This is a genomic window from Bacillus sp. FSL K6-2841, assembly GCF_037976435.1.
Taxonomy (GTDB): Bacteria; Bacillota; Bacilli; order Bacillales; family Bacillaceae; genus Bacillus; species Bacillus pumilus.
Genome location: NZ_CP150266.1, coordinates 153,538 through 166,383, shown reverse-complemented (window position 1 = coordinate 166,383; position 12,846 = coordinate 153,538). Strand labels below are relative to the sequence as shown.

Below are 12,846 nucleotides of genomic sequence, written 5' to 3'. Positions count from 1 at the left end.
TGTCCTGCATACAATCAAGTAACAATCTCGGACAAGGCAGGAGTGTTTGAATTGAGTCGACTATATGTGTTGCCTATTAAACGGCTGAAGCAAGTTGTCATTATTCTTGTAGCAGCCCTTGCAGCTGCAACCTTTTTTTATGTACAAAAGGCACCGCCGCTGTCGGTATTTAAAACAGAACATGGGCCCCGAGCCATTTATAAAGGCGAGACTTCCTCAAAACATGTCTCCCTGACTTTTAATATCGGCTGGGGAGATGAGAAGGCAGTCCCAATCTTAAATGTCCTTCGAGAGCACGATATAAAGAACGCTACTTTCTTTCTATCTGCTTCTTGGGCCGAGCGGCATCCTGATATCGTCAAACAAATTAGAGAGGACGGCCACCAAATTGGCAGCCTTGGCTATGCTTATAAAAATTATAGCCAGCTTGAAGATAGTGAAATCAAGCAAGATCTTGTCCGGGCACAAAATTCATTTCAAAAGCTTGGACTAGATGACATTCAACTATTAAGACCGCCAACTGGGCAATTTAACGAAAAAGCATTAAAAATTGCCACACAGTACGGTTATACCGTTGTCCATTACAGCGTCAATTCACAGGATTGGCTGAATCCAGGCATCGATCAGATTGTTCAGAATGTAAATGATCGAATGAAAAGCGGAGACATTGTTCTCTTCCATGCCTCAGATTCAGCAACCCAAACCGCTCAAGCCTTACCAGCTATTTTGAAACAAATCAAAGAGAAGAATTTAAAAAATGTGACGGTTGGCGAACTGATCTCCAATACCAAAACAAGGTCATCGGAAGTTAAGTAGCTTTCGCCTTTGAAAACCGCGGCATAGCTAATAACTGAAACGCATTACAGCCTAATAGCGGGAATAGCATTAAATACAGCCAGTCCTCTTCGTTAACTCTAAGCGCCGGGAACCATTCTAGCGACGTGATGACAACCATGAGAAACATTGCGGAAACAAATGTTTTCTTAGAGGACTGCTGCTGTTTAAAGTAAGCCACGATCAATGCGAACACACCGATAAAGACAGGCAGCCATAAGTATGGAAGAAATGATTCATTCTCCCCGAAAAGCAAAAACCGCAAGTAAGCTAAATCAAACAGCACAAAGATCACCAGAAACAACTGAATGGTATTCCATAAAGAATGCGATCGGAAAATCTCTAACGCAAACCGGTGCACCGTCAAAAAGACAACAAACCCCATCTGGCTAATGACACTAAAAATCATCCCCACACCAATGAACCAAAACAACACAGATGCGATTTCTAGAATGTCAAACGATATAAAAAGCTTCTGATATTTCCCCCACTCCAGCGCAAAGCCTACCACGCTTGTAATGACCGCTCCAACAGCTAGCACAGAGAAGAAAAAACGAACTAAATCCCGACTTTTCATTGAATTGATCCAACCCCTATTTTTGTTATGTATAAATTTACGTGAAACATTCATATTAAAAGTAAGACATGTATCGAAAGGAGCCACAGTATGTCAAAAGGCATCTTGCGTATAATGAGCTGTTTTCTCCTTTTATCTCTAACAGCTTGTGCTCCCAAAACCCAATCCTCATCTAATATGGACTATGACGAAACAAAGAAAATGGTCGTCGATATATTGAAGACAGATGACGGTAAAAAGGCCATTCAACAGTTATTAAATGACGAGGCAATGAATGAAGCTTTGGTAATGGATGAACAAACTGTGAAAAAAACGATAGAGAAAACACTGACTTCTGATAAAGGCAAAGAGTTCTGGAAGAAGGTCTTTGAGGATTCTAAATTTGCCGAGACTTTCGCGAAATCCATGCAGCAACAGCATGAAAAGATGTTAAAACAGTTAATGAAGGACCCTGACTATCAGCAATTGATGATGGATATTCTCAAGGATCCCGAAATGGAAAAGAAATACGGTGAACTGGTCAAAAGCAAAGAGTTCAGAAAGCACTTAGAGAAAGTCATTACAGAAACATTAAGTAGCCCTCTCTATAAGAAGAAATTCGAAGATGAGCTGAAAAAAGCAGCATCTGAAAGCAGCAGTGATTCCGGTTCACAAGGAAGCGACAGTTAAACATCACCCGAGTGGCACAAGGTCCACTCGGGCTTTCATTATGCTTTTACTGCTAGTTGTTCAATGACTTTATTGGCAATGTGTTGATACACTTCCCCTGTCGGATGACTCGCATCATAGACAGATGGAGCAAAATCATCTTCATTCCAATCAGGCTGTCTTAAAGGGATCTGACCAAGGACTGATACTCGCAGCTCCTCCGCCAGCTTGTCCCCGCCGCCCTTTCCAAAAACATATTCCTTCTCACCTGTTTTCTTGCTTTCATAGTAGCTCATATTCTCAACGACCCCCAGCACCTCGTGATCTGTTTGCAGTGCCATTGCGCCTGCTCTAGCAGCAACGAAAGCAGCTGTTGGATGCGGTGTTGTGACAATGATTTCTTTACAGCTTGGAAGCATTGTATGAATATCAAGCGCCACATCTCCCGTTCCAGGTGGAAGGTCTAATAGTAAGTAATCTAATTCTCCCCACTCGACTTCGTGGAAGAAGTTATTTAGCATTTTACCAAGCATCGGTCCTCTCCAAATGACCGGTGCATTTTCTTCAACAAAAAAGCCCATTGAAATCACTTTGACACCAAAGCGTTCCACAGGAATAATTTTATCCCCTTTAACCGTTGGTCTGACGGTGATTCCCATCATATCCGGTACACTAAAGCCATAAATATCTGCATCAATCAGGCCGACTTTTTTCCCTAGACGGGCCAGTGCTACAGCAAGATTGACAGACACGGTGGATTTCCCAACGCCGCCCTTTCCACTCGCAATCGCTAAGAACTCAGGCGGATTTTTAGAGTTGAGCAAATTTTCTTCCTCATCTTGTGCCGGCATAAACCTTTCAAGTGTTTCCTGAGGAAGTTCTTCAAAACGAAGTCCTACTGTGTTAGCGCCCTCTGCTTTCAAAGCTTGTACGATGTCTTGCTGAAGCTTCATCTGTTCAGCAGTGTCCGTTTTGGCAATAGCCACCTTTAAGCTTACATGTTCTTTTTCAGGCTTTAGACTGATTTCCTTGATGGCATCCAGCTCACCAAGCGGTATATGAAGGAAAGGTTCGTCCATCTTCCCAACTAGTTTTCTCACATCATCTTGTCCGATCATAGCAGAACCTCACCCTTTATTGAATTCGTTTACAATCCAAGTATATCATACATATCCTTACAATGTCTGTCCTGTTTGCCTGCGTTCAAAAGGAAAAAGCCCCTTATTCAGGCGGCTCTTTTTGCTCTGTTAAATATCTTAATATGCCTTTATAAATGGAGGCGGCTATTTGATCTTGATATTTAGGTGTTGCCAGCTGGCCGGCCTCTTTCGGATTGGAGAGAAATCCAATTTCCACAAGAGCTCCGGGCTTTGTGACATTTTGCATTAAATAGATGCCATTGATACGCTTCGCCTTTCGATCTGTGTTTTCAAGATTATTGCGTAATTCATCTTGTATGAACTTCGCTGCCTTTTCATTCTCTTCATATTTTCCGTAAAAAAACGTCTGTGCGCCGCTCCATTTGTTCGATGGGATCGCATTTAAATGAATACTTAAATAGAGATCCGCTTCAGACTCATTGATGGCTTTTACACGGTTTCTTAAATCCTCCGCTTTCTTCCGCGCATATCCCTTTGTATTCTTTGATGATAAATCAGAATCATCCTCGCGGGTCATAAGAACAAGTGCTCCCTGCTCCTGCAAATAGTCACGTATCTTCATGGATACATCCAGTGCAATCTCTTTTTCAAGCAGTTCTCCTCCTACAGCCCCGCCATCTGGACCGCCATGACCCGGATCTAAATAGATGATCTTGCCGCTCAGAGGCAAGTTCCACGATTTCCACGAATCATCATTTAGAAATTGAAACCTGAATAAGAATAAGAGGACAATAAACCCGATTAAAAACCCTGTCCATTTCAGCTTTCTTTTCATCCCTGTCCCTCCCATACACCATTATTTTATAGATATGGGACAAGGGCTGGAAATATGCTTAGTGCAGCCGAAGCTTATGCCTTTTTTCTGATTCTCGAAAGCCTTCCTGCCACCACATGTTTAAAAAATCCTTCGCAAATGGATACAGACATGACATCCTCCGCTCCATTCGGAACATATTCGCCCACGATTGCAAACACCCTGCTAGCTCCTCAGCCAGCTCATCTTCTTCTTGAACTGATCGCTTCTTTATATCATCGAACGATTCACCGTACTTGCTTGACTCACCGTATCTCCCACCAGCTAAAAAAGCTTCAATGGCGAAATCGATACAGCCATCACTCATAATCCCAGCTGGATCATCTGCAAATGGGAACAGCTTCTTCGTGAATTTCTCAGAAGCGACCGTCACCTGTTGAAGAGACAATGTACGCAACAGCTTCTTTTCAAGCGTGACATCTCGTTTTGTTTTCAATTGATAAAATGAAAGAACCTCTGCCATAGACTGAACTCCTTTTTTCTTTGTATTGTTCGTTGCTTTGAACAAAACATGCAGTTCAGTAAATGGAAATCAATGAGCTAATGGGTTGGAAAATTGTGATAAAATGAACATTTATATATAGAAAGAATGAAAAGGGGCAAAATTCATGAAGAAGTGGATGTATATCCTATTGCTACTAACAGTCGCCTTATCTGGATGCAGCAGTAAGGCTACTGAGCAGAAGAGCGACATAAAAGGAATAGAAGACATATCATTAAAACAGCTTTCTAAGCACAAAAATTCTTATATTGGAGACAACGGAGCAATTGGCGCTATTTTATCAGATCTTCCAGGTAACGTGATTCGTGAGTATGAAATCATAGATGAAAAAGAGCTAAAAGTGACATATGGCGTGAAAGAAAATGGCAATTATACAGAAGAACAATTTGATACATTTTGGTTTGACAAGAAGGATACCATTGAAAAGAACTACTTATATAACGCATTGGCACTTTTTATTCTTATCGATAATGCTGAGCAAGTGACACTCAAGATAAACTCTAACGACAAACAATCCGTCACGTTTCAAAGAAAACAGCTAGAAAAAAAGCTCCCTCACTCCTTTAAAGAGTACCAAGACGATGTAGCACTTTTGCAGAAGGAACTGGTTGATGGAGTTGTGAAGTCAAAAGAGAAACGCCAAGATGTATACAAATCGTTTCCCATGCAAAATTAAAAAAACAGAGGGCTGTCTCCCTCTGTTTTTTTTGATTATTTAGTAAAAGCTTGAATCAATCGTTGTCGAAAGTTTTGATCCACTGCTGCAGTCAGTATAAATTCATTGAATACTTCTCCAACCCAGTGAGAATGATTCGCTTTCGGATCATTGATAAAAAAAGAAATGGATATTGATGATGTATCTGTTTTTCGATATAAAGCACCTGTAAAAACAAACAACGTTGCTCCGCCTTTATACCAAAAATATTGATCTGTTTCCTTTTTCAATGTTTCTCCCAGTACGATTTGACTAAAAAGACTCTTTTCTTCTGTTGTTAACAGCTCGTCATGAAGACGTTTCATAAAATGTGTATATTCATTGGTTGTAGACTTTGTCATCTTTTGCGTCAGTAATGATTGTATACGCCAGCTTAATAAGTTCTTTTTTTTCATTTTTTCTTCTAACGCCTTTTTATGCTTTGGGTCATTTTTCATGATATTAAAAATCTCATTCATTAGAGATTTGTATTGTTCTTCGGATACACCGCTCATTTTCTTGTATGCATCTCGCCGACGATCAGATACATAAGCGGACCACAAAAGCATTGGCGTCAGCGGCATGAGTTCATCATGTTCTGTAAGACCTGCTTGTTTCATCTGATCATTGATCCTTTCTAAATCGAGCAAGTCAATCAAATAATCCGTTCAAGCATTCGAACTGAATTGCATCATCCCTTTGGCAACATCTAGTAAAGTTGCATGCTCAGAAAAATCATTGACCTCAAGCCAGTACGTGTGTGCACCACCATCTGTTCTATCAATAAAAAACTTCTCTATATCAGACAATGCCACTTTTTCATCTAGCTTGATGTCACCGCTAGAGACAGTTTTAACAAAATGAAGCAAAACCATTAATTTCACCGTACTTGCAAATGGTGTTTTTTGATCACCATTCCGATCTAATACCACATCTTCATTTTCAATCATTGTCGCTGATACGTCCTTTTTGTTTTTCGTGACAAATGTCAAAAGATCTTCCTTTGTTTTATTCATATCTCTTTTATACAGCCAGATTTGAACCACCACGTAAAGTATGACTGCAACTATGACAACTAGACCAACTTTGAGTAACATGTTTCTCCTTTCCAAATAACAGAGGTTTTATATATTTAACATAACAAATATTTGAAATAAAGGCACAAAAAAGCAAAGGATTATGAATACCTTTGCTTCTTTGTGTGTTTATTGACGATGAATTTGCAGCTTCATCCCATCATGCGTAGCTTCAAAGCCCAACTTTTCGTAAAAACGGCGTGCATCTGATCTCTGTTTGTCTGTTGTTAGCTGAATCATATGACAGCCGCGGTCGCTTGCATGTTGAATAGCCTTTTTTATCAACATCGTGCCAATTCCTTTTCCTCTATGAGTCGAGGCCGTACGAACTCCTTCTATTGAAGCTCTCCATCCTCCTTGATGTGTAAGAAATGGCGTCATGTTCAATTGAAGAACACCGACTGCTTCTTCCTGATCACACGCAACAATGAGTTCAATATTGGGATCAGCATCTATTGAATGAAAGGCTTCAATATAGTTTTCTAATAATGGTTGCGTGTAATGCTCTCTTTTTTGACCTAACATATCATCCGCGAGCATGAAGACGATTTTGTCGAGATCATCCAGCTTGGCTTCTCTGAACGTCAGTTGACTGAACCCCATTGAACACACCTCCTATGAAATTATTGACCAAAATACCATTGATGTGCGTTCTTATATAAGATGTGATCAGCTGCCTTTTCATCAAAGAGCTGTTGAATCAACTCAACATCACCGTATTCAAATGGACGCTTTGCTCTAGTGGATGGAAGGTCTGTACCAAACATCAGTGCATCAGGATTCGTTTGATAAATGGACGTCAATGCATGTTCAACGTTTAAATCGACTCGTCCAAAACCAGTTGCTTTTACCCGAACCCCTTTATCAACCAGCTTGAGCAAATGCGGCAAACCTTCTTCCGACAAGCCTAAATGATCAATCGAAACGGCTGGCAGCTGTTCAAGCGTAGATGAGATGTCAGGGAGATGCTTAGCATCTATGTAGAGCTCACTATGCCATCCCGCCAGCTCATACACCCTTCTCGCAAAATAATCGAGCTTCGAAATATCCTCCGAACCGCCCCGCTTCACATTAAAACGTAAAGCCTTCACCCCATGTTGATCCAAATGAACAATCTCATCATCAGTTGCCGTAAAAGGTAATTGAGTCACACCGCAAAAGGCTGGACCCAGTTCATCCAGCGCCTTCAACAAATAGCCTTGATCAAAGCCTTGAAATGACCCTGAGACAATGGCTCCACCTACAATCCCCAGATCAGCCGTCTCTCTCCTATAATCATTCACCACATAACTAGGCGGTGTATACCCTTGGTTTTCTTGAATGGGAAAATCAAAATCAATGATATGAAAATGTGCATCAAAGATCCTCATGCGCGCGCCCCTCTTCTGCTTATTTGATCTGATTATATCAATAGCGAAAGCCAAGGGATATTTGGAATGACGAATTACTTCATATCAAGAAAACTTATCAAGTTTCCCATTCCTCCCGTAAGATGGCATAGTAAAACTCATCCCACCACTCATTTCCTTGTGGTATACATTTTTTAAAATATCCTTCTCTTCTCATCCCCAATTTCTCCATCACTCTCCACGATGGCACATTTTCAGGCTGACAAGTGGCAATAATCCGATGTAAATTCATTGTGTGAAAGCCATGATGTAGTACAGCATAAGCCGCTTCAGATGCATAGCCTTTGTTTTGATATGCAGGATTGAAGACCCAGCCAATTTCATATGTGTGATCACCAAAGTAAGGATGAAATGCGATATGCCCGATACATGTATGATCTTCTTTTAAAAGGACAGCAACATACTTAGCATCTTCATGACGATTATTTTTGACAAAACTCTTCGCATCTCCTTTAGAAAATACATCTTCCGGAATATACTTCATCACGACCGGATCAGATGTATAGGCATAGACATCCTGCCAATCATCATCCGTAAATGGTCGAATGAGACATCTTTCTGTCGTTAGATTCATAGGACAACCTCCATCTTTTTTAACAGAAAACTTCTATACTCATATTTTATACGTATTCAAGAGGAAGAGACCAGTCATGATCTATCACATAAAAAGCACAAAAAAAAGCACCAGCACGAAGCTGATGCTTTTTTTATAAGGTTTGTCTGTAACAAACCTTTGTAAAACGTCCATACAATATAAAATTGATTAACGTTTTGAGAACTGAGGAGCTCTACGTGCGCCTTTAAGACCGTATTTCTTACGCTCTTTCATACGAGGGTCACGAGTAAGAAGTCCAGCACGTTTAAGTGATGTACGGTACTCAGGATCTACTTCTAGAAGAGCACGAGAGATACCGTGACGAATTGCTCCAGCTTGACCAGAGAATCCACCACCGTGAACAGTTACAAGAACATCGTAGCTGTTAGCTGTTTCTGTGATGTTCAAAGGTTGTTTCACGTCTTCGATTAAAGCAGCGAATGGAATGTATTCAGTAATTTCACGATTATTAACGACGATACGGCCTTCACCTGGAACTAAGCGAACGCGCGCTACAGAACTTTTACGACGACCTGTACCGTAATATTGAACCTGTGCCAAATTGTTAACCTCCCTTATAATTAACCGCGAAGTTCGTAAACTTCAGGTTGTTGTGCTTGATGTGGATGCTCAGAACCACGGTACACATTTAATTTTTTGAACATTTGACGGCCTAATGGACCCTTTGGAAGCATACCTTTGATAGCAAGCTCCAACATTTTTTCAGGGTAGTTTGTACGCATCTCAAGAGCAGTTCTTTGTTTCAAACCACCTGGGTGCATTGTGTGACGGTAGTAAATTTTGTCCGTCAATTTCTTACCTGTTAGTTCGATTTTCTCAGCATTGATGATGATGACATGATCACCTGTATCAACGTGTGGTGTATAAGTTGGTTTGTGCTTACCGCGCAAAAGTGATGCTACTTCAGTAGAAAGACGACCTAGAGTCTTGCCTGCCGCATCAACAACTAGCCATTTGCGCTCAATTGTGCTTGCGTTCGCCATTGGTGTTGTACGCATGAGTTTCCCTCCTAAATAAATCAATGAATTTTCCTTGAATCAAATGCTACGTTCTATTTCAAAACACAAGATAAGTCTTCCGGGGCTTATTTGTGGGGTTGAAATACATACCATATGATATCTTATAACTTTCTGCTTCCTGTGTCAAGAACATGTTACACCTGGTTTAGTTGTCATAGATAACTTCCCATAAATACAGTCCGTGACTAGGCGCAGTCTTGCCTGCCGCTTCGCGATTTCGGGCGGCAAGCATGGCTTTTATCTCATCAGGGTGGAATTTACCAGATCCGATTTCAAGTAACGTTCCAGCGATAATTCGCACCATGTTGTATAAAAAGCCATTTCCTCTCACACGCATTTCAAGCCCGTCTGAGACGTTTTTCCACTCAAGGGTGTAAATCTCCCTCACCTTGTCCTGAACCTCTGTATTGGCCGCACAAAAGCTTGTGAAATCGTGTGTGCCAATGAGGTGCCCAGCAGCTTCTCTCATTTTGTCTGCATCCAGCCGGTAAGGAAAGTGGCAGGCATACTGTCTCGTGAACACATTTTGGTGCGTTTCCGTTGAGACCTTATAACGATACTCCTTCGAAACGACACTAAAACGTGCATGAAACGATTCATCCACTTCCTCAGCCTTTAGAACCCTGATGTCATCCGGCAGGAGACTATTGAGGGCAAAAGGCCATCTTTCCATCGGGATCGAGAGCGGCGTGTCGAAATGGATGACCTGCCCCTTCGCATGGACACCGCTGTCCGTCCGGCCAGAAGCCACAATCGGAATCAGTTCATCCTGTTTATGCATTCTTGCAAGAGCCGACTCGATCTCCGTCTGTACAGTTCGCTGCCCAGGCTGCACCTGATAGCCTTTAAAATGTGTCCCATCGTAGGATACGGTACATTTGACCTTCATCTAGGAATCACCTAATTTCTCAGAAGCACAAGGAGTGCTGTTAACAGGATGAATAAGAGCAGTGTGAACGTGTCTTTCATACCCCAGACAAGCTGACGGTATTTCGTCCGCCCCTCTCCTCCGCGGTAGCCTCTCGCTTCCATAGCGGTCGCCAGTTCCTCTGCACGCTTAAACGCACTGACGAAAAGTGGAACAAGTAAAGGAACGATGGCTTTCATGCGATCTTTAAGAGGTCCGCTTGTAAAATCAACACCTCTTGCCATTTGTGCCTTCATGATTTTGTCCGTCTCTTCTAGTAAAGTTGGAATAAACCGAAGAGAGATGGACATCATGAGAGCAAGTTCATGAACAGGCAGTTTGATTTTACGGAATGGGTGAAGCAGCTTTTCCATACCGTCTGTCACTTCTATAGGCGTTGTGGTTAACGTCAGAAGTGTCGTCATCATGATGAGATAGACAAAACGGAGAGAAATGAAAATCCCCTGCTTTAGACCTTCTTCATAAATATTTAAAAAACCAAAGTGAAATAGCAAAGCGCCATCCTTAGTCATAAAAATATGCAGAATAAAAGTAAACAGGACAATCCATAGGATCGGCTTCATTCCCTTTAGAATAAAGTATAGCGGCACCTGAGAAACCATCACCACAAGGAGGGTAAAGACACCTAAAAGCCCGTAAGTGATGTAATTATTAGCAAAAAAGACAATAAAGACAAAAAAGAAAATTGATAACAGCTTTGTCCTTGGATCAAGACGATGGACAAAGGATGTACCTGGCACATATTTGCCGATAATCATACTATCCATCATGATGTCGTGTCCTCCTGATAAAGAGCTGTTAAGGCTTCTGCCATTTCATCCATGGTCAGAAGCGGCCTTGGAAACGTAATACCCAGCTTTTCTTCTACAGTCTGCTGGAATTTAATCGTTTCTGGGAGGTCGAGACCAAACGAAGACATGTCTGTACGATTGGCAAACAATTCTCTCGGCGTACCTGTCGCCTTCACCGTTCCTTTATGCATCACAATCATTTGATCCGCATAATGAGCAGCATCCTCCATACTGTGTGTAACCAGAATCGTGGTGAGGTTTGCCTTTTGATGAAGCTCATAGAACATGTCCATGATTTCCTTACGTCCGCGTGGATCTAACCCTGCAGTCGGCTCATCCAGCACAAGCACTTCCGGTTCCATCGCTAGAACACCTGCAATCGCCACACGTCTCATTTGACCGCCGCTTAGTTCAAAGGGAGATCGAGATAATAAGGATTCAGGAAGACCAACCAGCTTCAGCATTTCCTTCGCCTTTGCTTCTGCCTTTTCCTGAGGAACACCGAAATTCATTGGTCCAAAGCAGATATCCTTAAGGATCGTTTCTTCAAAGAGCTGATGCTCAGGAAACTGAAACACGATGCCTACTTTTTTCCTGAGGGACTTTAAATCCTTCTGCTTTTTATTGGCTTGTAAGACGGTATCCCCAAGCGCAATGCTCCCCTTCGTTGGTTTGAGCAAGCCATTTAAATGCTGCAGCAACGTGGACTTGCCAGAGCCTGTATGACCAATGACAGCAACATAGCTGCCCTCTTGGATGGAAGCATTGACATCATACAAAGCGAGACGCTCAAACGGCGTTTTCATTTGATAACGATGCTCTAATTCTTTGATCGTAATGTCCATAGCTCTTTCACCAATCCTTCTTGTGTCAAATGGGCATTTGCAAGCGGTACACCTTGCTGCTTCAATTGTTTGCTCAACCGATAGGAGAATGGCAGATCAAGTCCAATTTGAACTAGCTGTTCGTCTAATTCAAAAACTTCCTCTGGGGTTCCCTCGGCAAATTTTTTCCCGCCATTCATGACAATGACCCGGTCTGCCTTGGCGGCCTCGTCTAAATCATGTGTGATGGAAATGACTGTGACCGTTCCTTGTTCCTTCAGTAGTCTAACAGTCTCTAACACTTCTTCACGGCCAATCGGATCAAGCATCGATGTTGCTTCATCCAAGATCATGATGTCAGGGCTTGCGGCAAGTACGCCTGCAATGGCGACTCTCTGCTTTTGCCCGCCTGATAGATGGTGCGGCTCTTGATCAAGAAACTCCTGCATATTGACCTGTTTGACAGCCCAATCTACACGTTCTATCATCAATTCCCGCTCAACCCCGTTATTTTCTAAACCAAAAGCCACATCATCACGAACCGTTGAGCCAACGAATTGGTTATCTGGGTTTTGAAAGACCATTCCGACCTTTTTGCGGATATCCCAGACACTCTCTTCTTTCAGCTCAATCTCTCCAACCTTGACCGTTCCAGCATCCGGTAAAATGAGCCCATTCAGTACACGGGCAAGTGTGGATTTACCTGAACCGTTATGACCAACAATGGCGAGCCATTCATTTTGATTCACATGCAATGACACTTGATCTAAAGCGGGCTTGTCCGCATCCTTGTGATAACGAAATACAATGTCCTTTACGTCAATTAATGTCTTCCCCATCTCTACCGGACCTCCTCTCAGCTCAACCTCTTCTTTGCTTCTTGCTAAAAAGCCGTAGTATCTAAAAAAGGGCATAGATCCAGTTATGAACTGTCCCGCCCTTTCTTAGATACAC

At 42.0% G+C, this 12,846-nt stretch carries 18 protein-coding genes; 3 read left to right on the top strand and 15 right to left on the bottom strand.

Going from position 1 to position 12,846, the window contains the following annotated elements; translation table 11 throughout:
- Positions 1 to 51 precede the first annotated feature (51 nt).
- Positions 52 to 816, top strand: coding sequence for a polysaccharide deacetylase family sporulation protein PdaB (gene pdaB / locus MHH68_RS00970; protein ID WP_339164720.1), 765 nt, complete (start codon positions 52 to 54; stop codon positions 814 to 816).
- Here the strand turns inward: pdaB and MHH68_RS00965 are convergent.
- A complete protein-coding gene (locus MHH68_RS00965) occupies positions 809 to 1,411 on the bottom strand; it encodes a KinB-signaling pathway activation protein (protein ID WP_058015820.1) in 603 nt (200 codons plus the stop codon). The two genes, pdaB and MHH68_RS00965, sit on opposite strands and share 8 nt — an antisense overlap.
- A 90-nt stretch (positions 1,412 to 1,501) precedes the next feature.
- Between MHH68_RS00965 and gerD the strand changes: the two genes are divergently transcribed.
- Positions 1,502 to 2,080 carry a spore germination lipoprotein GerD gene (gene gerD, locus MHH68_RS00960; RefSeq protein ID WP_339164718.1) on the top strand — a complete coding sequence of 193 codons (579 nt, stop codon included), beginning with the start codon at positions 1,502 to 1,504 and terminating at the stop codon, positions 2,078 to 2,080.
- 38 nt (positions 2,081 to 2,118) lie between these two features.
- Here gerD and MHH68_RS00955 read toward each other — a convergent pair whose 3' ends face one another.
- From MHH68_RS00955 to MHH68_RS00945, 3 genes are all read right to left on the bottom strand, one after another.
- Positions 2,119 to 3,177: a P-loop NTPase gene (locus MHH68_RS00955; protein WP_339164717.1), complete on the bottom strand. Its 1,059-nt coding sequence runs from the start codon at positions 3,175 to 3,177 to the stop codon at positions 2,119 to 2,121.
- Between the two features lie 103 nt (positions 3,178 to 3,280).
- Positions 3,281 to 3,994 (bottom strand): N-acetylmuramoyl-L-alanine amidase CwlD, encoded by a 714-nt coding sequence (gene cwlD / locus MHH68_RS00950; RefSeq protein WP_008345202.1) that lies wholly within the window; start codon positions 3,992 to 3,994, stop codon positions 3,281 to 3,283.
- A gap of 58 nt (positions 3,995 to 4,052) precedes the next feature.
- Positions 4,053 to 4,496, bottom strand: a complete 444-nt coding sequence (locus MHH68_RS00945) for a DUF2521 family protein (RefSeq protein WP_339164715.1) — start codon at positions 4,494 to 4,496, stop codon at positions 4,053 to 4,055.
- A gap of 145 nt (positions 4,497 to 4,641) precedes the next feature.
- On the opposite strand from MHH68_RS00945, the gene MHH68_RS00940 reads away from it, so the two are divergent.
- Entirely contained in the window at positions 4,642 to 5,211 is a 570-nt protein-coding gene (locus tag MHH68_RS00940; RefSeq protein ID WP_339164713.1) for a DUF4825 domain-containing protein, read from the top strand.
- A 35-nt stretch (positions 5,212 to 5,246) separates the two neighbouring features.
- On the opposite strand, the gene MHH68_RS00935 is transcribed toward MHH68_RS00940, so the two are convergent.
- The 11 genes from MHH68_RS00935 to MHH68_RS00885 all read right to left on the bottom strand — a co-directional run bounded on the left by MHH68_RS00935 (position 5,247) and on the right by MHH68_RS00885 (position 12,731).
- The gene (locus tag MHH68_RS00935) at positions 5,247 to 5,849 is read right to left on the bottom strand and encodes a hypothetical protein (RefSeq protein WP_339164712.1); all 603 of its coding nucleotides are present in this window, start codon (positions 5,847 to 5,849) and stop codon (positions 5,247 to 5,249) included.
- 48 nt (positions 5,850 to 5,897) lie between these two features.
- Complete coding sequence (locus MHH68_RS00930; RefSeq protein WP_339164710.1) at positions 5,898 to 6,326, bottom strand: serine hydrolase; 429 nt, start codon at positions 6,324 to 6,326, stop codon at positions 5,898 to 5,900.
- Between the two features lie 108 nt (positions 6,327 to 6,434).
- Positions 6,435 to 6,908, bottom strand: a complete 474-nt coding sequence (locus MHH68_RS00925; RefSeq protein WP_339164708.1) for a GNAT family N-acetyltransferase — start codon at positions 6,906 to 6,908, stop codon at positions 6,435 to 6,437.
- A 20-nt stretch (positions 6,909 to 6,928) separates the two neighbouring features.
- Positions 6,929 to 7,675 carry an amidohydrolase family protein gene (locus MHH68_RS00920; RefSeq protein WP_061406525.1) on the bottom strand — a complete coding sequence of 249 codons (747 nt, stop codon included), beginning with the start codon at positions 7,673 to 7,675 and terminating at the stop codon, positions 6,929 to 6,931.
- Between the two features lie 97 nt (positions 7,676 to 7,772).
- Entirely contained in the window at positions 7,773 to 8,288 is a 516-nt protein-coding gene (locus MHH68_RS00915; protein WP_061406523.1) for a GNAT family protein, read from the bottom strand.
- Positions 8,289 to 8,477: 189 nt separating this feature from the next.
- Entirely contained in the window at positions 8,478 to 8,870 is a 393-nt protein-coding gene (gene rpsI, locus MHH68_RS00910; RefSeq protein ID WP_003217273.1) for a 30S ribosomal protein S9, read from the bottom strand.
- Between the two features lie 20 nt (positions 8,871 to 8,890).
- Entirely contained in the window at positions 8,891 to 9,328 is a 438-nt protein-coding gene (rplM, locus tag MHH68_RS00905; protein ID WP_003217042.1) for a 50S ribosomal protein L13, read from the bottom strand.
- Between the two features lie 166 nt (positions 9,329 to 9,494).
- On the bottom strand, positions 9,495 to 10,238 hold the full coding sequence (gene truA / locus MHH68_RS00900; protein ID WP_268498230.1) for a tRNA pseudouridine(38-40) synthase TruA: 744 nt from the start codon (positions 10,236 to 10,238) through the stop codon (positions 9,495 to 9,497).
- Positions 10,239 to 10,249: 11 nt separating this feature from the next.
- Positions 10,250 to 11,047 carry an energy-coupling factor transporter transmembrane protein EcfT gene (locus tag MHH68_RS00895; protein ID WP_058015810.1) on the bottom strand — a complete coding sequence of 266 codons (798 nt, stop codon included), beginning with the start codon at positions 11,045 to 11,047 and terminating at the stop codon, positions 10,250 to 10,252.
- Positions 11,044 to 11,913: an energy-coupling factor ABC transporter ATP-binding protein gene (locus tag MHH68_RS00890; RefSeq protein ID WP_044139648.1), complete on the bottom strand. Its 870-nt coding sequence runs from the start codon at positions 11,911 to 11,913 to the stop codon at positions 11,044 to 11,046. Before MHH68_RS00890 ends, MHH68_RS00895 begins: the two co-directional genes overlap by 4 nt.
- A complete protein-coding gene (locus MHH68_RS00885) occupies positions 11,889 to 12,731 on the bottom strand; it encodes an energy-coupling factor ABC transporter ATP-binding protein (RefSeq protein WP_008356549.1) in 843 nt (280 codons plus the stop codon). The genes MHH68_RS00890 and MHH68_RS00885 overlap by 25 nt, the downstream gene beginning before the upstream one ends.
- Between the last annotated feature and the right edge of the window lie 115 nt (positions 12,732 to 12,846).